The organism is Paenibacillus sp. NPDC056933 (assembly GCF_042674385.1).
In the GTDB taxonomy this organism is placed as follows: domain Bacteria; phylum Bacillota; class Bacilli; order Paenibacillales; family Paenibacillaceae; genus Paenibacillus.
Genome location: NZ_JBHUQN010000005.1, coordinates 296,660 through 317,497, shown reverse-complemented (window position 1 = coordinate 317,497; position 20,838 = coordinate 296,660). Strand labels below are relative to the sequence as shown.

The window sequence follows — 20,838 nt, the reverse complement described above, 5'->3', positions numbered from 1 at the left end:
TAGGTGTAATTTTAAAATTTTCGAAGCAGCTGTCCAAAGTTAGAGAGAAAACTTCCTCGACAGATAAGACCTTTCCTAAAATAGAATGAGAACCTATACTTTTCCTCAAAAGTATGTGCTACAGCCACTTATCGGCCCAGCGTTCCACCGCACTTAATGCGCGCCCGAGCTCCGTACCTTTGCGGGACAACATATATTCTGTCCGAACAGGACGTTCCGTAACCACGTGACGCACAACAAGTCCCTCTTCCTCCAGTTCCTTCATCCGTTCATTAAGTACCCGTTTGCTCAGGTCCGGGATATAAGCGTGAATTTCACTGAATCGTTTGGGTTCTTCCATCAATGTATGAATAATGAGTGCTACCCATTTCCGGCCAATGATCTGATAAGACTGTTCCACCTTTTCGCATATTTGCTTGGCATTCTCATCATCGCTCATAAGTTGTACTCCTTTGATTTAGTTATGCTTATTATAGCATTAGTATACTTATTGTAACCTGAGTGTCTACAAGCCATATGTGTAAAATGTCACATGCCAATTGTTCTTAATCTTACCACATAAAGCGTTAACATTAAATAAAAACCCTGTAAACACTGGTGTTCACAGGTTCGACACGATTGTTGACGAATTGTGACGACAGGTGTAATATGGGTAACGTCAATTCAATTGGTTACATTTTATAACCTTGATTAAGGGTTGTGGAGAGAAGGAATGTTCCATGTTTAATTCAGGTCAGATACACAAACGGAGGTATGGGGGATAACTCGCCCAATAATTCCGTCTTTTGTCATGCTTGGATTTGAACATTTTGCATCATCATATACTATACTGCACAGATCACAGGAGGCACTCCAATGGACGCAATGACATTTGTCCTCTTCGGGGCAACAGGCGATTTAGCCAAACGCAAGATTTACCCTGCATTATATAATTTATACATTGATTCGAAAATGCCGAAATCCTTCTCCGTTATCGGTCTTGGACGGCGTGAATTGTCGGATACTGACTTCCAGGCGAATGTGGAAAAGTCGCTGCATGAATTCTCACGGCAAACGCCTGAAGAACAATCTCAGGTACGTGATTTCATTGGGGCTTTCCGATATTGTTCTCTAAATAATACAAAGCTTGATGATTACACCAAATTGCTGGAACTGGTTCAAAAACGTGAACAAGAGCTGAATATTCCGGAAAATCGCATGTTCTACATGTCGGTAGCGCCAGAATTCTTTGAGCCAATTGCACTGAACATTCAGGAGAGCGGCTTGGGTAACACCAAAGGCTGGAAGAAACTGATTATTGAAAAACCATTCGGACACGATCTGCAATCTGCTCGTGAACTGAATGAGAAACTCAGCAATACTTTTGCGGAAGAAGAAATTTACCGTATTGACCATTTCCTTGGTAAACCGATGGTACAAAATATCGAAACCCTTACCTACGCGAATCCGGTCATTCAGGCGTTGTGGTCCAACCGTTACATTGCCAATGTACAGATTACGGCAAGTGAAACGGTTGGTGTTGAAGAGCGTGCCGCATATTATGACCAAAGCGGAGCCCTTCGTGACATGTTCCAAAACCATATGCTTCAATTGCTGATGATGATTGGTTTGCATTTGCCAAAACGCTGCACACCGGAAGAAATTCAATTCAAAAAGCAGAAAATTGCTGAAGCTCTTCGTCCCTTGACGAAAGAGAATATCGCTTCTGAAGTCGTTCGTGCCCAATATGGAGCAGGCGAACTGCAAGGAACTTCGGTTGTTGGATACCTGGACGAGCCTGGCATTCCAGCTGGTTCTCAGAATGAGACCTATGTTGCCGCGAGACTTTGGATCGATGATCCATTCTGGAGCGAGGTTCCATTTTACATTCGTACAGGCAAACGCCTGGCTGAAAAATCGACCAGAATTGTTGTTGAATTCAAGGCTCCACTTAAAACAGGTCATGAATCCGAAAATACAACGGAGCCTAACCTTCTTACAATTGAAATTGGTCCGGGAGAAAGCATTTCTCTTCAATTGAATGCGAAAAACCCACTTAACCACGGGGAAGTGGAACCGATGCACATGGGCTTCAACTCAGGTAAACGCAACATTCCGGAAGCTTACGAAAACCTGATCTTTGACGCGATGCGTGGCGATTCGACATTCTTCGCTCACTGGAATGAAGTTGAACTGGCTTGGCAGTGGGTACAGCCGATTCTGGAAGCATTCCAGGATGGCAGTGTGCCATTGGATACGTACAACGCAGGTTCACAAGGACCGGAGTCAGCAGATCGTCTGATTGCAGAGAATGGCTACCGTTGGTGGTAAGTCTAATGTAAGAGCAGCATCAGAGAAGAGAACATTACAATCTGATCTACGTGATAATATACAAATTATTATGAAGTACACCGTTCCAATTTTGCATAAGTCCTTCCGGTAATACCCGGAAGGCCGCGAAAATTTTTGATATAGATAAAATTAGAAATGTTCATAACAGGAGGAACTTAGCAATGAAACTTGGACTTATTGGATTAGGTAAAATGGGATTGAACCTGGGCAGAAACCTGATTGATCACAAACATGAAGTGGTTGCATTTGACCTGAATGCAGAAGCAGTAAACGAAATGAAAGAATACGGAGCACAAGGCGTTTCTTCTTACAAAGAGATGGTTGAATCTTTGGAATCTCCACGTGTATTGTGGATCATGGTTCCTCACAACGTTGTTGACGCTGTACTGGCTGAAGTAAGTCCGCTGTTGTCCAAAGGCGACATCATCATTGAAGCGGGTAACTCGCACTACAAAGAGTCCATTCGTCGTTACGAAGAATTGAAACCATCTGGTATCCACTACATGGACGCAGGTACTTCCGGTGGTATGGAAGGCGCACGGAATGGTGCATGTTACATGATCGGTGGAGACCCTGAGGCTTGGGCGATCGTTGAGCCGGCTTTCAAAGATACGGCTGTAGAGAATGGTTATCTGTATGCAGGTAAAGCGGGTAGCGGCCACTTCCTCAAAATGGTACACAACGGTATCGAGTACGGTATGATGGCTTCCATCGGTGAAGGTTTTGACGTATTGGAGAAAAGCGGCTTCGACTTCGACTTCGAAAAAGTGGCTCGCGTATGGAACAACGGTTCCGTTATTCGTTCTTGGCTGATGGAATTGACAGAGCGTGCCTTCTCCAAAGACGCTAACCTGGATGAAATCAAAGGGGTTATGCATTCGTCAGGCGAAGGACGCTGGACAGTTGAAACGGCATTTGACCTGCAAACTGCTACACCAGTTATTGCGTTGTCTCTGCTAATGCGTTACCGCTCCCTGGAAACAGACACATTCACAGGAAAAGTTGTCGCTGCATTGCGTAATGAATTTGGCGGTCACGCTGTAGAAAAAAATTAATTTATATATAACTGTTAACATATGCGGATAATCGGGTAATGATAAGTATAGTTGTTTACAAATTCATCAAGTGGAGGAGAACATATCATGAAATTTTTCTTGGATACTGGTAATGTTGAAGAAATCAAACGGATCGAACGTCTTGGTCTGGTGGATGGAGTCACGACTAACCCGTCTTTGATTGCCAAAGAAGGTCGCGTATTTAAAGAAGTGATTCAGGAGATCTGTGGCGTTGTTAAAGGCCCGGTCAGCGCTGAAGTCATCGGCCTCAAAGCCGAGGATATGTTGAAGGAAGCTTATGAAATTGCAGAATGGGCACCGAATGTAGTGATTAAACTACCGATGACCGAAGATGGACTCTATGCTTGTCATGAACTGACGCAAAAAGGAATTAAAACCAATGTGACGCTGATTTTCTCAGCAGCGCAGGGTCTGATGGCGGCGAAAGCCGGCGCAACCTACATCAGTCCATTTGTTGGTCGTCTGGATGATATTGCGGTGGATGGTATGAAGCTGATTCGTGATCTGCGTCTCATCCTCGATACGTATGATCTGCCTTCCGAAATTATTGCAGCAAGCATCCGTAATATCAAACATGTGGAGGATGCAGCCCTTTCTGGTGCGCACATTGCGACCATACCGGGTTCACTCCTGCCAACATTGTGGAAACATCCACTGACGGACAGTGGTATTGAGCGCTTCCTGAAAGATTGGGAGTCTGTTCCAAAGTAATAAATTGCGGACATTGACCTGGCCTCCAGCGTCTGTGTTCCATACAAGCCTTCCGCCTTGCAGAGAAATCTGCTGGTGGAAGGCTTTTTTATTTTAGTTGTAAAAGATGATGAGATTCCTCACGAGCAGGCGCTGTCCTTCTTTTTCGGGACAACGGTGCATAAGGATAATATATAGCCTTTAGCTCATCCCGGAGGGAGGGATGCCCGATGATGAGAAGACGATGGCGGAGCAGAAGAAGCCGAAGAGGCCGCAAACCGCCAAACGGCAGGCGCAAAATGTGGTTGATTATTTTATTGGTAACAGCGTTCTGTTTAATGCAGGGTTTTGCTTACGTGGATAAGAAAATGAAACCGCCCATTATGCATTTGGCCAAGATCAGAGTGAAGCAGATTGCGACGGAAGCGATCAACACGGCGATCACAGCGCAAGTCTCCGAAGGCAAATCCACCGAAGGACTAATTGACTGGAAAACCGATACAGCCGGAAAAGTGTCCGGGTTCATGCTGAATTATGATGAGCATATGCGGATTACCGCAAGTACGATGAACATCGTGCAATCCACATTGCAGAACGTGCATATGTTAAAAGAAAAAATTCCGCTTGGTCAGGCTTTGGGCAGCCCGGTCCTGGCATCGTTTGGTCCAAGTATACCCGTCCGGATCGAGCCCCAGGGAGCTGTTAAGGTTGACCTGAACACTCGCCAGCAGAATGCCGGAATTAACATGATTCTGGTGGAAGTGTATATTCACATCATTGCCGAAGTTGCGGTGGTGGTGCCCTTTGACATGGAGCCTGAGACGGTGGATACGGAGATTCCGATATCCTACCTGTTGGTGGTCGGGGATGTTCCAATGTACTACTACGATAATCAGGGCAAGCCCGTTGGCAGTAACGGCAGCAATGCACCCGCGATTGCGCTGCCTTCGGGTCAGACAGGTGTATCGAGTGGACATGGAGGAACGCCCAGCCCTGGACCCCCAACTCAACAGCAGGCACCAACTAACAGTCCGAACGAAAATGAACTGGAGATTGAGCCGGATTTATCTGATCCAAATGGGGGATTGCAGCTTGACGTCGATGTGAATCACTAATGGATCAAAATCAAAGTGAATATCCAAAAAATAAAGGGGTGTCCATACGTCATTAAACATGACGTGGGGCACCCCTTTATTTACGTAGTCGATTCGTTAGGTTGTGACTCGTTATTTTGGCTTTACTTGGCTTTAGTGTTCTTCTGTTTACGTTCCTCTTGCTCCCAATGCTTCAGATGCGGGTAAGGGTCGAACGACCATTCATTTAGCCCGCTGTCACGATAGATGCCATAATGCAGGTGGGGAGGGAATTTGCCTTGTGTACCCGGTTTTCCATAGCCTGAGCTGCCCACCCAGCCCAATATCTGGCCTGGAGAAACCACTTCGCCGATATGGGCGTTCTTGTCAAATCCCGATAGATGAGCGTAATAGTGATAATGGTTGTTCAGATCCCGGATACCGATGCGCCATCCGCCAAATGGATTCCAACCCTTGATTTCCACGATACCGTAACAAGTGCTGCGCACAGGCAGGCCATACGGTGCGAAAATATCTGTGCCTTCATGGATACGGTACCCGCCCCAACTTCGTTTGGTGCCCCATGTACTGCGATATGAATAGTTGGTTCCGAGAGGGACAGGAAAGGCATGACCAAAGAGATTGAGGCTGTCAAAATGCTCATATAATTTCGCGAATTGCTGAATGCGCTGAACAGCCCGAGAGTTGTGATAATATTCCCACAGGGCGATGTTGAAATCCTCCGGCTTCGTCCCGTAATTTTGAATAACGGAAGCCATGCTGTAAAGCACATCCAGATCATTATTGGCATCTGCTAGGCCATCTCCAGAACCATCACGACCATACCCATTAAAAAAAATAATGGACGCGGGTTGTTGATCCGTCTCATCAGGGTTCAGCCAGCCTCTCCAGGCTGGAGAAGTCATGAAGATGCCTGTAAGCCGTTCGGGATGTTTGCGATCCTTGGGATGGGCACGTGTGATGGTTCGTTCATATTGATCGATTGCTGCTAGCCTGTACCAGGGAATTTGAGTCATTTGACCGATGCTTTCATATAAGTGCCGGCGAGAAGCGAAAATGTCCTCTGGTTTTTGCTCAGCAGCCTGTGGTCTGGAATCAGCGGTAGCGGGTTCACTGTAAACATCAACAGGCAAGAATGGGAGAAGCAGTGTGCCTGCGAGTAATGTTTTGATCCAAAAGGAGTAAGTGAAACGCGATGTAAGGCGATCTTGCACAGGGAAGCAGCCCCCTTTCCAATAAGATGATGCACATGATGCCCGGTAAACCAAGCTATAACCTAGCGTTCTTCAAAAGTCTCCATTTTATCCACCATGAATGAGATGTGACAAATGGGGGTTTTTCCAGTGCTTTCATGGTATAATATGTTCCGAGCAACAGCCTAACTTCAGTAGAAAGAAGGTTTACCCATTGGCTAAACGTGTTAAAGAACCGAAACCGGACTGGATTCGGATCAAATTGACAACCGGCGACAACTATCAGGAAATGAAAACGATGATGCGTTCCAAAACGCTGCATACAGTATGTGAGGAAGCACGGTGTCCGAATATTTATGAATGTTGGGCCAATCGGACGGCTACTTTTATGATTTTGGGTGATATTTGCACAAGGGCATGCCGTTTTTGCGCGGTAAATACCGGCTTGCCAACGGAGCTTGATTTGCAGGAACCAGAACGCGTTGCGGAAGCGGCAGAACAGATGAACTTGCAGCACTGCGTAATTACGAGTGTGGCTCGTGACGACTTGAAGGATGGAGGAGCAACGATCTTTGCTGAGACGGTGAAGGCGGTTCGCCGTCGTTTGCCGTTATGCAGTGTGGAAGTGCTCATTCCAGACTTTCTGGGTGATCGGGAATCCTTGCAGATTGTAATGGATGCCAAACCGGATATTCTGAATCACAACATTGAGACGGTTGAGCGGTTGTCAGACAAAGTACGTGCGAAGGCGAAATACAAGCGTTCACTTGAATTGCTTGCTCGTGCCAAGGAAATGCAGCCGAATATTCCGACGAAATCAAGCATCATGCTTGGTGTAGGAGAGGAATACCATGAAATTTTGCAAACGATGGATGATCTGCGCGCTGTGAACTGTGATATTATGACGATTGGTCAATATCTGCAGCCATCGGAAAAACATTTGTTTGTGGAGAAGTATTATCCGCCAGAAGAGTTCGCATCGCTGAAACAGGAAGGTCTGCAGCGTGGATTCAGCCACGTCGAATCCGGACCTATGGTCCGCAGCTCTTACCATGCGCATGAACAGGTGAAATCGGCTGCGAAAAATGCTGAACAGGCGGCATCTCACGCATAATGGAGGATACAAGGTTGGAAGAAGAAAAAAGTCAAGAAGAGGTTCACGAATCGGTTCAGGAGTCGGTTCAAGACAAACCGAAAGAACCAATCATTGTACAAATCGGCGGTAAGAATTATGAAATCGTCCAGAATCACAAAGAGGGCTGGAATCCAGAAGTCTTCCGTGACCGTTACAGCGAAGTGCTGGAGCGGTACGATTACATTATTGGGGACTGGGGTTACAGCCAGCTGCGGTTGAAAGGTTTTTACCGGGACAACCATCCCAAAGCAACAAAGGATTCCACGATCTCAAGCATGGTGGATTACATCAATGAATATTGCAACTTCGGTTGTGCGTACTTTGTGCTGCAAAAGAGCAAAGATCAGCCTCCGGCCAAAGCAAAAAGCGGTTCCTGAGAAGGACCGCTTTTTTTGATACATATGTTTTAATCCAGAAAGGCAGTACGAACCCGATTCCAAAACGGATAGGGACGAAAACGCGCAAAACTTACCTTATGTTTGGATACCTGACAACGCACCGATATAAGATCTTCCACCATAATATTTACGTGATCAATGGTAAGCAACAACCGCTGGTCCTTGCGAGAGAAGATATCGCAGTGATGGTGCTTGGGCAAAATAACCGGTGAACCCAACGTTCGATAGACGCGGTTATTAATTGAAGCGATCTCTGCGATCTGAATCGCCTCAATCGTGGGATGCACCATGGCACCGCCAAGTGCCTTGTTGTACGCGGTACTGCCTGAAGGTGTGGACACACAGATACCGTCTCCCCGGAACATCTCGAACGTAACGTCATTAATGTCGACCTGAGCAACGACCGTACCGTCTACACCTTTTAACGTAAATTCGTTCAGTGCGATATAAGAGGTATTGCCCGACTTTTTGCGAATCTCAAGCTCCAGCAGCGGATACTCGACAATTCGAGGTTTAAGTCGTTCCGGGTCTCCTTTGCCACTCATCAATCTCACCAATTCCCGCAATTCTTCCTTCTTCCAATCGGCATAAAAGCCGAGGTGTCCTGTATGAACCCCAACAAAAGCGATATCCGGAATGCGGTCGATGAAATTGTGAAATGCCTGCAGCATCGTACCATCGCCCCCGATGGAAATGACGATCTCCGGTGATTCTGCATCCAGTTTGAACCCTTCCTCTTTGGCCAGCGAATGAAACTGCTGACTGAGATCAATCGATAACTGGTCTCCGCGGTCTTGAACATAGTATCTCAAGATGAAAGCTCCTTTGTGGTCATTATACTACCGATGATAATCAATTCCAGGGAATAACACAATGTTTGGAGTGATATTTCGGTCGAATATACATGCACAAGATCGCTTATTTTTTGACACGTCGGGGTAAGAATAAGGGACTTATTAGCGAAAGCATCAACAGGAATAGTAACACGCCTGCAAATACAGCAGTTCCCGAAAAAAGGTTTTGTCCCCAGTCTGGCGTATATGAAAATGATTCTGGCTTGGCACCGGTTTGAAAGAACACCGGCCATCCCATTTCACCCATCATTGGGTTCCAGAGCAAAAGTACAAGGATAGGGGCAATAAGGGCATGAATGGCTCTGGCGAACAGAAAAGGTCCGTATCTCATCGGCGTGTTGCTTAGTACGCTCATAATCTGAGCATGGACAGACAGTCCACCCCAGGAGAGAACAAAGGCAGCAGCAGCAGCTTTATACACGAGCGGAATTGACGATCCTGCGCTTCCGGCTTCTTTGGCTCCCAAAGTGACCTCAAATAATCCACCTACGATACTGTGTGATAAGGCCGGAGGCAATCCGGTATATTGAAGCAATTGTTCTGTGATTGCATATAATCCACCGAGCCATCCCGTCTGAACAAGCAACTCCATCATGACAGAGAAGAATACAACCAGCCCTCCTACGATAATAATAAGGCGAAGGGATGAAGAGACCGCATGACGCAACAATTCACCAAAAGCCCGTCCATCAGCCATTCTTGCTTCATGCATCGCATATATGGCTCGAAGCAGTCTGTTCCTGTGTACTTCTTCAAAGACGGACGGACTGCCGCTAGGCATCTGTTTGCTTTTCGCAGAATTTCCATGGAACCTCATGATCAGGCCTACTAGAAAAGCAGCAGCATAGTGCGATGTAACCAGTACGGGAGCGATGGCAACATGATGAAAAAAACCAACCGATACCGCTCCAATCATGAAGATGGGATCGGATGATGTGGTGAAAGAAACGAGTCGTTCCCCCTCTTCACGCGTAACCAATTTTTGTTCCCACAACTGTGCGGTTAATTTGGCTCCAGTGGGGTATCCGGAAGCGCAACTGACGGCAAAGACAAAGCCGCCACTTCCGGGAACACGAAACAGCGGACGCATGAGCGGATTAAGGAGGGTACCCAAAAAGTGGACAATGCCAAAGCCGAGCAGCAGCTCAGACAGTACTAAAAAGGGAAAAAGGGAGGGGAAAAGCACGTCCCACCAAATGGATAGTCCGCGTACGCCTGCATGCCAGGTTTCTGTTGGATACAGCACCATTAACACACACAGGATCAGGAGAGCGAGTGGGATCAGGACATGGGTGATTCGTTGTGAAGCGGCCATGAATTCTTCTCCTTTATTTTTGGAATGGTCAACTGTGCAGTAGATCGCTCGCGCTTCTGCCTTCAATATATGAGACAAGGTGGACAAACAGTACAAATTAATGTTTAGAAAGCGCTTGCAAAAGTGGCTGTGTTTTGGAGAGATGTATGCTAAAATAATGAAAACGCCTGAACGTCACCTCATGTTTATAGAAGGTGGAATAAAATCGGATGGAGTGATGATTATGAGCCTTGTCACCGGAATCCTGGTTTGTGCTTTTGTTTATGTTATACGTGCCTCGCTTGTGCGCTCTGAAGAAGAGGACTGGCGAAGTTATTGATGAAATATCTGGTGCGCCAAACCTCTTGTTTGGCGCTTTTTTTGTGCCTTCAGCCCGTGAAGGACCTGTAAGGATCATAGCTATGAGGAACCATACCCATGACATGTGATATAGGACTTTTGGGATTTTTTTGATAGAATGAAGATAAAGGCGTTCGTGGCCTTGTTCTTTAGTCTCCTTTCACAATTAAGCATGGGAGTGTAATATATGTCAAAATTCGACACAAGAGAGGGGGAATAAGTGAATGAATCCTAATTTAAGCATCTACGATAATCTGGGTGGTGAGGCAGGTGTTCGCGCACTGGTCGAGGCTTTCTATCCGATTGTTCAGCAAAATGAGAAACTGGCTCCTCTTTTTCCGGAAGACATTCAGCCGGTAATGGACAAACAATACATGTTTTTGTCTCAGTTTTTCGGTGGCCCTGCATTGTTTTCCGAGGCTTTTGGCCATCCGATGATGCGTGCCCGCCATATGCACTTTGAAGTGACGGTTGAACGGGCAGAAGCTTGGCTTGCGTGTATGGACCAGGCTCTGACCCAGGTCGGTGTGGAAGAACCATTACATTCTTTTGTCCTGCAGCGATTGTCTGGACCTGCACATCACTTTGTGAATACACCTTAGTTCCGACTACAAGCTTAGGGGAGAGGGATGAAACAAGTGGAATTAGAGCCTCTGTATAAGGTAAAGGTGAAGTGTCATTACTGCGAGACTGAGTATGAAACCTCACGAGTAAGACCGAGCCTGAAACGGCCATATCGGACAGATTCCGATTTTTGCGCGTACTACAAGCGGGAAAACCCGGATTTTTATGTTGTACGAATCTGTCCGGAATGCGGATTTGCCTCCACAGAAAATGCAACAGAGCATTTGAATGACATTCAACGTAAGGCTTTCAAGGAACAAATCGGCAATCGATGGGTGAAACGGGACTATAGCGGGGCGCGGACACTTGACCAGGCAATGGATTCCTACAAGCTGGGCTTGCTGTGCGCACAGGTTATTCAGGAGAAAGACCGCGTTGTCGCTGGACTGTTACATCATATAGCCTGGCTGTATCGGTATATGGAGGATCATGTTCAGGAAAAACGATTTCTTGAATTTAGTCTTGAGGCTTACGTGAAGGTCTTTGAACGTGAAGGTACGGGCGGGAATGAAGCCAAGCTGCTATATCTGCTCGGGGAGTTGAACCGCAGGATAGGTCGATTCCATGAGGCTGTGAAATGGTTCGGCAAAGTCATCCATGACAAACGCATAACCGACGCTGCCATGATTCGTGCTTCGCGGGAGCAGTGGGCATTGCTGCGAGAACAGATGATCTCGAGCAAGATGGAATTGCCAGCTGAGATGATTGAAGCAGACAAAGAGGCTGCGAAACGCAGCCCCATTGGATAAATGACCGTTGTTCTCTAATTACGGACAGGACGACTGGACAACAGGTAATCACTATCATTGTCGATTACAGTCATACTGGCATTACAACAAGGAAAGACCAGCAATTTCTTTTTGCCTTCGCGAATGCGTACAAGCTCCTTGGGTTTGAGCGGCAGCAGGACGTTGCTTGCATGGCAGTACGGACATTGCTGTACATAGATGTCCCCCATCACAATATCGTAAGGCCAGCTGTTCTCAAAGGGAATCATTCCTGCTCGCCTTCTTTAGGCGCAGCCTTAGCTGCTTCCTCTTTAGCCAGTTCGGCAATTTTCTGCATCAGGATATGCTGCGGCATATGCATCAGATGTTCGAGGGGAACACCCAGAGATTCTGCTAATTTGACGGCTGTGTCAGCCGAGACTTGTAAAGGTTTCATACAATGACCTCCTGAAAATAGCTTAAACTATTTCTCTAGTATAGAGATATAGTGCCTATAAAACCAGTTCTAATTCAAGGTTTGTTATCCAATTTACTGAGAGAGGTGCCTTATTAAATGAAAACACCATTACAACCCGTCTGGGATTTGGAGTCCATTTTTAGTGGAGGTTCTGCCTCCGAATCGTTCGCTGCATATTTGATTGAACTGGAGCAAGATGTGCGCAAGCTGCAAAATCTTTTGAAAGAAACACCTGCACCCAAGACATTGGAAGAGACCAATGCGTTTGATCCAATCCTCGAACTGTTGCAGAGCTGTTATATCCGAATTTCGGAAGGGTCCGCCTTTGTATCCTGTCTTTCTTCGCAAAATCAAAATGATAAAAAGGCAGTTCAGCTTCAGGGAACCATCAGTTCTCTTGGTGCGATGTTGAACAGTAGCAAGTCCCAATTCGATAATACGCTTAGCCAGACATCCGATTCTGTATGGGACGCATGGATTGCCCGGGAAGATGTTCAGCCGCTTGCCTTTGCACTGAATGAGAGCCGCACGCAAGCTCGTGAGAAGCTGTCTCCTGAGCTTGAAGGTCTTGCGCTTGATCTCGGCGTAGATGGTTACCATGGCTGGGGCAAATTCTATAACACAATCGTGAGCAAGGTAAACATTCCATTTGAGCAAGATGGTGAAACCGTGATGCTGTCCGCAGGTCAGGCTGCCAACAAACTGAGTGACAGTGACCGCAATGTACGCGAGACGGTATTTGCTAACTGGGAACAGGCATGGACTGATGTTGAGGACTTCTGTGCAGATACATTGAATCATCTCGCCGGTTTCCGTCTCAAGTTGTATGAGAAGCGCGGCTGGGATGACATTCTTAAAGAGCCACTGGCGATGAACAGGATGTCACGTCAGACGCTCGATACGATGTGGGACGTCATTAACGGTGCCAAACCTGCATTGGTTCAGTATTTGGAGCGCAAGGCACAACTGCTTGGAGTGGACAAACTCAGCTGGAGTGACGTTGATGCACCTGTAGGGAAGTCGGGAGGAAAAGTCACATATGACGAGGCGGCCATCAATATTGTTGATCAATTCGCCAAGTTCAGTCCTAAACTTTCAAAATTTGCAGAGATGGCGTTTGAGAAACGTTGGATCGAAGCAGAGGATCGTCCTGGCAAGCGTCCAGGGGGATTTTGTACATCATTGCCGCTCAGCAAAGCAACACGTATTTTCATGACTTTCTCTGGGACGCCTTCAAATGTGTCGACACTTGCTCATGAACTCGGACATGGGTATCATCAGCACATTATGGAAGAACTGCCTGCGCTGAATCAACGTTATGCCATGAATGTGGCAGAGACGGCTTCTACGTTTGCCGAGTTGATTGTAGCCGATGCGCTGGTTCAGGCTGCGGAGGATGAACAGGAGAAGCTGGCTCTGCTTGAAGACAAGATTCAGCGAAGTGTTGCTTTCTTCATGAACATTCATGCTCGTTTCCTGTTCGAAAACCGTTTCTATGAGCAGCGCAAAAAAGGTCTGGTGAATGCAGATGAGCTATCCAAACTCATGGTAGAAGCACAACAGGAGGCTTTCTGTGGTGTGCTTGCGTCGGATCACCCGCATTTCTGGGCATCGAAGCTACATTTCTATCTGACAGGTGTGCCATTCTACAACTTCCCGTATACCTTTGGCTATATGTTCAGTGCGGGTATTTATGCCAAAGCACAGCAGGAAGGTACAGCCTTTGCGGATAAATATGATGATTTGTTACGAGATACAGGACGCATGTCGGTAGAGGAGCTTGCGCAGAAACATCTGGGTACGGATCTTACTCAACCTGATTTCTGGCAAAATGCAGCGGACTTGGTCATTGCCGATATTGAGCAGTTCCTTGAGATGACGGAAACAGCAAAATAAATCGTATGCCTATATATGAAATGAGGCTGCAATTCTATGTGATACACATGGGGTTGCAGTCTTTTTTTGTTATTTATGAATGTAGTTCAACATGAATAATTTGTCGCAATTCAGAGAAAAAACTCACTTGAAGAATGCAAAATGGCAACTAATTGTGCAAATTGTAGTTATATTTACCCAAGTTTGTTTGTATTTGTTGAATGACCCTATTTGTTGTCATATAATGAGTCGTAAGTCCTTGTTTTGTAGGATGAAGTGCATAAAGGAGGAGCGTTATGGTAAAAATTGACCAGCTTTCATTAGCACGACAGTTGGATTTGGTGTTCAAAGAGCTTGATTATGAATTGTCAGGATTAGATTCAGGTGTAGTTTTTGTGCAAATACGAAATAATGTAATTGGAAAGTTTGGAATTCGACATAATCCGATAACCGGACGTGATGGACAAATGGAAATGGAGGACGGTGGCTTGAACGAAACTCAACGCTCTTCGTTCCGTGCAATGGCACTGGAGACTTTGAAATTTAAACGGAATTGGACGCACGGAGAAATTGCATATGACTTTACAGTAAGACAGGGTATGATTCTGGTTGATGCTACGATGGAGTCAAACTATAATATGGCGAACCTGATGATTCGTTATCCTAGAACCAATACATACATGGATTCAGGCATGGAGTCGACTTCATAATAGTAATAAGCACAAAGGAAAAGCGGCACTTCCGAGGAAGGCCGCTTTTGTACTTAGATAACGGAGCACGAATTACGAGCTTACGAACGACCCGATAATTGCTGCTCAGCGATTTGCACCAGACGTTTAGTGATGTAACCACCCAGAGAACCTGTCTCACGGGAAGTGTAGTTACCGTAGTAACCATCTTGGGGAATCGTTACACCCAGTTCTTGTGCAGCTTCCATTTTCAATTGTTGCAATGCTGCTGTTGCTTGGGGAACAACCAGATTGTTGGAGCGGCTTCCGCTACCTTGGTTTTGACCTCCGTACATGTGTGTCACCTCCTTATGGCTTGGTGATGTTAGTATGGTTAGAGAATGAGGAAATATACATCATATGGTGTAAGGTAAAATTTGGACAAAAATGACGAGCTGTTGCATAGAAAAAGCCGACCCAGTATGGATCGGCAGTGTAAAATATAAGGTAAATATAGGGACTGTGTCCTCTAAAAAAACCTGAGAGTACAAGATTACTACTCGCTTGGCAGAACAATCTCAATACGAGTGAAAAGCTCAACCGGCTGTTCGGGTTCCAGACGAATCAGTCCCGTCTGCTCGTCTGTTAAATTCAAATTGGGTGCATCAGGAAGCCATGTGTAGGGTTCAATACACAGAAATTGATCGGCTTCGCCCTTTGTAAAGAGGACCCAATGTTTGAAAAATGCTTCATCTGCTGAATATTTCAGCGTATATCCATCCTGCCTGCGCAAGTGAGCTACCGCTGGTTGCCCTTCAGCTGCTTTCAAAATAGTATCCCAGTTTCGTCCCTGCATGTTGATGCCTTCGTTCAATGCAGACCAATGTCCGAGAGATTCTATCTCCCCTGTAGGCAATTGCTCTTCATTCTGAGCGTAAATTCCGGATACCGGAAGTTGAAGTGTCCATTCCGCAGGTTTGCCGTCAAGCAGAAACCATGTATGATATCCCATTCCAAAAGGCGCAGGAGTGGTGCTCAGATTGGTCACACGCAGGCGCTGGCTTAACACCGCGTTTTGCAGTCTGAACGTCATCTCAAGCTTCAAAGGAATAGGGAATTGAGCCATCCAATGCGCTTCATTTTCAGTTAATAATTCCGTTGTAATTGCACAGCCATCTTCATCTTCTTCGATGTCGCTGACACACCAGGACTGGCTGCGGTGGAGGCCGTGAATATGGTTGTCATTGGCCGTATTCTGATCGAATTGGTAATGGACACCTTCATACTGGAATTGTCCTCGATGAATCCGGCCTGGCGGAACAAGAAGCGGAACGCCGAAGTGATACGGCTTCTGCAAATAAAAGGCGAGTTCATCTTCTTCCGGACTGCGAACGACATCGCGGCCCTGCACGAGATCACGAATGGAAATGATATTATTTCCAAGACGTGGCAGCAAGGTAATTTCCAATTCACGGCTATGTAGGATATACGTGTCGTAACCATTCCATTGGCCTTTGGTCACTTTTTTCATATCGATGCTCCTTTTCCCACTTGAAATCTGTCTGCAAACAGCCATTCCTATCTGCCGTTGCAGGCGTGTCATTGTGTACATGCCACCTATCCATTAGCATTCCAAGTGAATGCTGGCGATCAGGATAAGCAATTCCATCATAACAGATTTCTGTGAAGTGGGTAAAAAAAGCTATTCCCATTTTGACAATCTGCTCTATGCGCATTAAGATGGAATTCTAAAAGGTATGTTTTATCTTATGAATGATATTCAAAGCGATGACAGGGATAAGTAAGTTAAGAGAATTCTCTCCAGAAAGCCGATGGTTGATGCGAATCGGTGTGAACTCTTTACCGAATGGACCCTTGAGTGCTGGTTTAAACAGGAAAGGTCTGAGCCTGGGCTATCCTCAGTAGAACTGGACGTATACTCCACGTTACGGGGAAATGAAGGCATTTCTTTACCTTGATCTGATTAGATCGGGATGGATGGAGCAATGCGAATAAGGGTGGCACCACGGTCTCACGTCCCTTGCGGATGTGGGGCCTTTTTGCGTCTGCGGAGAATTGGAACGAACAAACAGGGAGGCGTTATGTGAAATGAAAACAGTACTTTCAGGTATTCAGCCGAGTGGTAAGCTTACATTGGGGAACTACATCGGGGCAATTAAAAACTTTGTGAAATTGCAGCATGACTATCAATGTCACTTCATGGTGGTTGATCTGCATGCTGTGACGGTGGCTCAAGAGCCTGCAGCACTTCGTGAGCAATCCGAGGCGGTAGCTGCCTTGTTTATCGCGGCTGGAATCGATCCATCAAAATCAAATGTGTTTCTGCAATCCCATGTACCGCAGCACGCGGAACTGGGCTGGTTGATGACCACCCTGACTTCGATGGGCGAGCTCGAACGCATGACGCAGTTCAAGGACAAATCATCAGGTAAAGATTCGGTTGGTGCTGGATTGTTTGTTTATCCTTCTTTGATGGCTGCTGATATTTTGCTCTATAATGCTGACCTGGTGCCTGTAGGTGAAGATCAGAAGCAGCATCTGGAATTAACACGCGATCTGGCAGGACGGTTTAACCACCGTTATGGTGAATATTTTACGATTCCAGACCCTTATATTCCACAGGTGGGTGCTCGTGTTATGTCGCTGGATGATGCTTCTTCGAAAATGAGCAAGAGTAATCCTAATGCTGGCAGCTACATCGCCTTGCTTGATCCGCCGGATGTGATCCGCAAAAAGATCAGTCGTGCTACAACCGATTCCGGTCGTGAAGTTGTATATGATCCAACAAACAAACCTGAAGTCAGCAACCTGATGAGTATCTACGCTGAATGTGCAGGTCTGACATTGAAGGAAGTTGCGGAGCGTTATGAAGGCAAAATGTATGGTCCGTTCAAAAAAGAACTGGCTGAAGTGGTCGTATCTGTGATTGAACCTTTACAGCAGCGGTATCAAGAGATTCGTGAGTCTGGCGAATTGGCCGACATCCTGGAAACTTCAGCACGACGCGCAGAAGCAGTTGCTTCCCAAACACTGAATGAGGTTAAAGAACGTATGGGGTTTGTTCCTAGACGTATGGTGTAAGTGGTAAGGGGAAAAGATGCTTAGTAGATGAATAGTTACCATGAATAAAGAGGAGCCTTGTTCGGCTCCTCTTTATGTGGTTGTGCAGATTATTGTGAAACTACCTGCTCGAAGCAGTCTCCGAAGCTGAGCGACCTTCCTGGCGCTCTTTCTTTGCACGAATGACGAATCCCCAGCCGATGTTAGCAATGGACACGACAAACAGCAGTGTAGCCAACCAGCCAGAGTATGAGATCATGATCGCCGTAACCGCTAACAACATAATCGAAGAGAATGCAAACCATAAGGATAAACCCTTGCTCATTGGGAAAAACCTCCACCTACAAATTTAATGAAATTCCGTATAACCTGAAGCGTGCGAGCCATAATAATCTTGCAAGCTTGCAATACATTACAGACACAGATTGAAAGGAGATTTAAAATATGGCTCAAGGATCTCGTTCTTCTAACAACTTGGTGGTACCTCAAGCGACTGCAGCACTGCAACAATTGAAAATGGAGGCTGCACAGGAACTGGGTGTAACTATCCCACAAGACGGTTACTATGGTAACTACACTTCCCGTGAGACAGGTTCTCTGGGTGGCTACATCACCAAACGTCTGGTGCAAATCGCTGAGCAGTCTCTGGCTGGGTCTGGCAAATAATTCATCCTAACAAGTCAGCAACAATCAGAAAGCCCGGAGCGGAAACGCTCCGGGCTTTCTGGCGCATCAGTTCCTATGTCTGATTGTGCCCTTCCAAGTATCTTTCGTCAAGAGCGTGCAGATAAAAGTTTCTTATCCATTTTCTCGTCGCTTAACCAGCCGACATACGTATCAATGGTTTCAAAATTACGATCCATAACGACCACAGCGACAAATGGATACTGTTTGCGGTGTCGATAACGCACATCTGCCCAGCGAACCTTGTATCCTGCTGGCAATTCCTCCACCTCTGCGACAGCGTAGGAAGTGAAGTAAAGAAATGCTGTGACTTCAGGTGATTCACGTGATGCGGCAACAGCAGCGTGAGTGGACGATGAAGCATGGAGATTCCATGTCAGGACGGCATGATCCATTTTGCCAATCTCATAACTGCCATCTGCATATCTTTTTACTACATGCCAACGGTTCCAGGATATCGTCGGGATTACCATATAATGATCGGCAGGGTTACTTTTGTCGAGCCGTTTCACCCTGCTGACAGCCTGAGCCCGAGCAATGGTCCGCCATACATAATACAGACCAGTCAAAATATACAGTGAGACAAAAAGTGGAGCAGGGGCGATCAGATCGAATGCCCATAACAAAATGGCCAGCACATGTGTGGTAAATAGAAATGGATCAAAAATATGAATGATGTTCCAGGCAATCCAGCGTTCTGTAAATGGCCGTGCTGCTTGGGTTCCATAGGTATTGAACAAATCGGTAAAAACGTGAAAGCCTACGGCGACAGCAGTCCAGGCCGCGACGTGTCCAATGGCGACATCCGGGAAGATCAGTGCAATAACCCCGGTGATGAGCAGAACCCATAACAGGAGAAAAGGCAGTGAATGGGACATGCCCCGGTGGTTCCGGATGTAGAGCGAGTTACTTTTGAGACGTAACGCCGTATCGATGTCAGGAGCCTGGGAACCTGCGATAGTGCCAATCATGACGGCTGCTGCGAGCATGGGACTACTCGCGACGACAGGATCGACATAAGCCAGACCAGCCAGACCAATGCCCATGACAAAATGTGTAGAAGTATCCATAAACGTCTCCTTTGTGTGGTGTATCGTTAATGCGTATAGCTTCTCTATCTAGGTGATACCCATATATAGTGTATATTATCCGCTTGCCCAGAAGCAAAACACCCTAAACGAACAAAGTTATGACAAGATCCAGCTCATTTGCCAGCAAATGTACGAGCATTGTCAAACTCTTTTCCCTTTTCCTGTGATAAACTTTATATTGAAGCAGAAGGGAAACCTCAAGAGATCGAGGAAAACCGCGAACTTGATTTCTTGAAATGGAACATACATATAATCAATAATAACTAACGGGCATTTACCACCGAGAGTCGTTTTATCCTATGCCATGATTCTCGGTGTGCCCGGATTATGCGGTATTTTAGGCAAGATTGTCTATGTGATTATGTACACTTGGGTTCTTCGTATACATATGCATCAGAGTGGAATGACCATGAGGAACTTCCATTAAAAATTTCAATTCAGGAAAGTTCAAGATAACATCGATAGCAAGCAAGGTTTTATGTATGCGTATTCATATGCTCTGATACGGAAGGGACGAGAATGATGCTGAAAAAGTATAAATGGACATGGATGCTGCTGGGGCTCGCACTGATTATGGCTGTGTATTTGATGTGGGGTACTGTATTTGCCAGCAAGGAAAAATTACCTGAAATTAGGGAGATTCAATCCTTTTCAATGGAAAATGTAGATGGAAGTACAGTGTCTCTGGATGATACGAAAGGAAAGGTGCGTTTGTTCTACTTTTATTTCACCAGCTGTCCGGATGTTTGCCCGATTACGACGTTTACGTTATCTCAGGTGCAGGATCTGTTGAAAGAGGACGATACTTTTGGCAAGGATGTCTCGTTTGTGTCCATTTCGTTTGATCCGAAAGTGGATACCAAGGAGAAAATCAAGGAATTTGCAGATCGTTTCCACGCGGATTACGAAGGCTGGTACTTCCTGCGGGGAGATATGGATAAAACGAAGCAGCTCGCCAGGGAGTCATTCCAGATCCTTATTGAGGGTGAGAACAAGGACGATTTTGCCCATATGAACATGATAGGACTGGTGGACCGGAATAACCAGCTGCGCAAGGTATACAACGCGTTTAATACAGAGGATGTTGAACCTGCTGTAATCGCTGAGGATATCCGCAATCTGATCAAAGAATGAAGAAGCATTCATAAATTAACAAACCATAGAAAGAGGCTGCTCGCTGGGTAATGAATACCTTGGCAAGCAGC

The 20,838-nt window shown here is 46.1% G+C and carries 23 protein-coding genes and 1 other annotated feature; of the genes, 13 read left to right on the top strand and 10 right to left on the bottom strand.

The genetic code is table 11. From position 1 onward, the window contains the following. Positions 1-118: 118 nt before the first annotated feature. Positions 119-439, bottom strand: coding sequence for a winged helix-turn-helix transcriptional regulator (locus tag ACFTRD_RS27870; RefSeq protein WP_024632671.1), 321 nt, complete (start codon positions 437-439; stop codon positions 119-121). 416 nt (positions 440-855) lie between these two features. Here ACFTRD_RS27870 and zwf point away from each other — a divergent pair, with 416 nt between their 5' ends. From zwf to yunB, 4 genes are all read left to right on the top strand, one after another. Then, on the top strand, positions 856-2,310 hold the full coding sequence (gene zwf / locus ACFTRD_RS27865; RefSeq protein WP_379385685.1) for a glucose-6-phosphate dehydrogenase: 1,455 nt from the start codon (positions 856-858) through the stop codon (positions 2,308-2,310). 182 nt (positions 2,311-2,492) lie between these two features. Beyond that, a complete protein-coding gene (gene gnd / locus ACFTRD_RS27860) occupies positions 2,493-3,386 on the top strand; it encodes a phosphogluconate dehydrogenase (NAD(+)-dependent, decarboxylating) (RefSeq protein WP_192270693.1) in 894 nt (297 codons plus the stop codon). An 87-nt stretch (positions 3,387-3,473) separates the two neighbouring features. After that, a complete protein-coding gene (gene fsa, locus ACFTRD_RS27855) occupies positions 3,474-4,118 on the top strand; it encodes a fructose-6-phosphate aldolase (protein WP_024632668.1) in 645 nt (214 codons plus the stop codon). Between the two features lie 209 nt (positions 4,119-4,327). Next, positions 4,328-5,212, top strand: coding sequence for a sporulation protein YunB (yunB, locus tag ACFTRD_RS27850; RefSeq protein WP_379385682.1), 885 nt, complete (start codon positions 4,328-4,330; stop codon positions 5,210-5,212). A 122-nt stretch (positions 5,213-5,334) separates the two neighbouring features. On the opposite strand, the gene ACFTRD_RS27845 is transcribed toward yunB, so the two are convergent. Continuing rightward, entirely contained in the window at positions 5,335-6,405 is a 1,071-nt protein-coding gene (locus ACFTRD_RS27845) for a M23 family metallopeptidase (protein ID WP_379385680.1), read from the bottom strand. A gap of 193 nt (positions 6,406-6,598) precedes the next feature. Here ACFTRD_RS27845 and lipA point away from each other — a divergent pair, with 193 nt between their 5' ends. Both lipA and ACFTRD_RS27835 read left to right on the top strand, forming a co-directional pair. Beyond that, a complete protein-coding gene (gene lipA / locus ACFTRD_RS27840; RefSeq protein WP_062324056.1) occupies positions 6,599-7,498 on the top strand; it encodes a lipoyl synthase in 900 nt (299 codons plus the stop codon). Positions 7,499-7,512: 14 nt separating this feature from the next. After that, positions 7,513-7,896, top strand: a complete 384-nt coding sequence (locus tag ACFTRD_RS27835; RefSeq protein ID WP_228469594.1) for a YutD family protein — start codon at positions 7,513-7,515, stop codon at positions 7,894-7,896. 29 nt (positions 7,897-7,925) lie between these two features. Here the strand turns inward: ACFTRD_RS27835 and ACFTRD_RS27830 are convergent, their stop codons facing one another. Next, positions 7,926-8,729, bottom strand: coding sequence for an NAD kinase (locus tag ACFTRD_RS27830; protein ID WP_379385678.1), 804 nt, complete (start codon positions 8,727-8,729; stop codon positions 7,926-7,928). A gap of 106 nt (positions 8,730-8,835) precedes the next feature. Further along, positions 8,836-10,086, bottom strand: coding sequence for a sporulation integral membrane protein YlbJ (gene ylbJ / locus ACFTRD_RS27825; RefSeq protein WP_379385676.1), 1,251 nt, complete (start codon positions 10,084-10,086; stop codon positions 8,836-8,838). Between the two features lie 563 nt (positions 10,087-10,649). Here ylbJ and ACFTRD_RS27820 point away from each other — a divergent pair. Together ACFTRD_RS27820 and ACFTRD_RS27815 are read left to right on the top strand one after the other, a co-directional pair. Continuing rightward, a complete protein-coding gene (locus tag ACFTRD_RS27820) occupies positions 10,650-11,027 on the top strand; it encodes a globin domain-containing protein (RefSeq protein ID WP_192270683.1) in 378 nt (125 codons plus the stop codon). 36 nt (positions 11,028-11,063) lie between these two features. Further along, entirely contained in the window at positions 11,064-11,798 is a 735-nt protein-coding gene (locus tag ACFTRD_RS27815; RefSeq protein ID WP_379385745.1) for a DUF2225 domain-containing protein, read from the top strand. Positions 11,799-11,812: 14 nt separating this feature from the next. Here ACFTRD_RS27815 and ACFTRD_RS27810 read toward each other — a convergent pair whose 3' ends face one another. Together ACFTRD_RS27810 and ACFTRD_RS27805 are read right to left on the bottom strand one after the other, a co-directional pair. Continuing rightward, complete coding sequence (locus tag ACFTRD_RS27810; RefSeq protein ID WP_192270681.1) at positions 11,813-12,046, bottom strand: hypothetical protein; 234 nt, start codon at positions 12,044-12,046, stop codon at positions 11,813-11,815. After that, positions 12,043-12,213 (bottom strand): YycC family protein, encoded by a 171-nt coding sequence (locus tag ACFTRD_RS27805; protein WP_192270679.1) that lies wholly within the window; start codon positions 12,211-12,213, stop codon positions 12,043-12,045. Before ACFTRD_RS27805 ends, ACFTRD_RS27810 begins: the two co-directional genes overlap by 4 nt. A gap of 117 nt (positions 12,214-12,330) precedes the next feature. Between ACFTRD_RS27805 and ACFTRD_RS27800 the strand changes: the two genes are divergently transcribed. After that, a complete protein-coding gene (locus ACFTRD_RS27800) occupies positions 12,331-14,130 on the top strand; it encodes a M3 family oligoendopeptidase (RefSeq protein ID WP_379385673.1) in 1,800 nt (599 codons plus the stop codon). A 275-nt stretch (positions 14,131-14,405) separates the two neighbouring features. Next, positions 14,406-14,819, top strand: a complete 414-nt coding sequence (locus tag ACFTRD_RS27795) for an O-methyltransferase (RefSeq protein ID WP_379385671.1) — start codon at positions 14,406-14,408, stop codon at positions 14,817-14,819. 80 nt (positions 14,820-14,899) lie between these two features. On the opposite strand, the gene ACFTRD_RS27790 is transcribed toward ACFTRD_RS27795, so the two are convergent. Both ACFTRD_RS27790 and ACFTRD_RS27785 read right to left on the bottom strand, forming a co-directional pair. After that, positions 14,900-15,133: an alpha/beta-type small acid-soluble spore protein gene (locus ACFTRD_RS27790; protein WP_105601328.1), complete on the bottom strand. Its 234-nt coding sequence runs from the start codon at positions 15,131-15,133 to the stop codon at positions 14,900-14,902. Between the two features lie 200 nt (positions 15,134-15,333). Continuing rightward, positions 15,334-16,308, bottom strand: coding sequence for an aldose 1-epimerase (locus ACFTRD_RS27785; protein WP_379385669.1), 975 nt, complete (start codon positions 16,306-16,308; stop codon positions 15,334-15,336). Positions 16,309-16,556: 248 nt separating this feature from the next. Next, positions 16,557-16,822 (top strand) — a binding site (T-box leader). Between the two features lie 64 nt (positions 16,823-16,886). Between ACFTRD_RS27785 and trpS the strand changes: the two genes are divergently transcribed. Continuing rightward, positions 16,887-17,879: a tryptophan--tRNA ligase gene (trpS, locus tag ACFTRD_RS27780; protein ID WP_192270673.1), complete on the top strand. Its 993-nt coding sequence runs from the start codon at positions 16,887-16,889 to the stop codon at positions 17,877-17,879. Positions 17,880-17,979: 100 nt separating this feature from the next. Here the strand turns inward: trpS and ACFTRD_RS27775 are convergent, their stop codons facing one another. Continuing rightward, positions 17,980-18,183 carry a hypothetical protein gene (locus tag ACFTRD_RS27775; RefSeq protein WP_192270671.1) on the bottom strand — a complete coding sequence of 68 codons (204 nt, stop codon included), beginning with the start codon at positions 18,181-18,183 and terminating at the stop codon, positions 17,980-17,982. A gap of 119 nt (positions 18,184-18,302) precedes the next feature. Here ACFTRD_RS27775 and ACFTRD_RS27770 point away from each other — a divergent pair, with 119 nt between their 5' ends. Continuing rightward, positions 18,303-18,524, top strand: a complete 222-nt coding sequence (locus tag ACFTRD_RS27770; protein WP_056702318.1) for an alpha/beta-type small acid-soluble spore protein — start codon at positions 18,303-18,305, stop codon at positions 18,522-18,524. A gap of 107 nt (positions 18,525-18,631) precedes the next feature. On the opposite strand, the gene ACFTRD_RS27765 is transcribed toward ACFTRD_RS27770, so the two are convergent. Next, complete coding sequence (locus ACFTRD_RS27765; protein ID WP_379385666.1) at positions 18,632-19,612, bottom strand: metal-dependent hydrolase; 981 nt, start codon at positions 19,610-19,612, stop codon at positions 18,632-18,634. 543 nt (positions 19,613-20,155) lie between these two features. Here ACFTRD_RS27765 and ACFTRD_RS27760 point away from each other — a divergent pair. Further along, positions 20,156-20,767 (top strand): SCO family protein, encoded by a 612-nt coding sequence (locus ACFTRD_RS27760; protein ID WP_379385743.1) that lies wholly within the window; start codon positions 20,156-20,158, stop codon positions 20,765-20,767. Positions 20,768-20,838 lie beyond the last annotated feature (71 nt).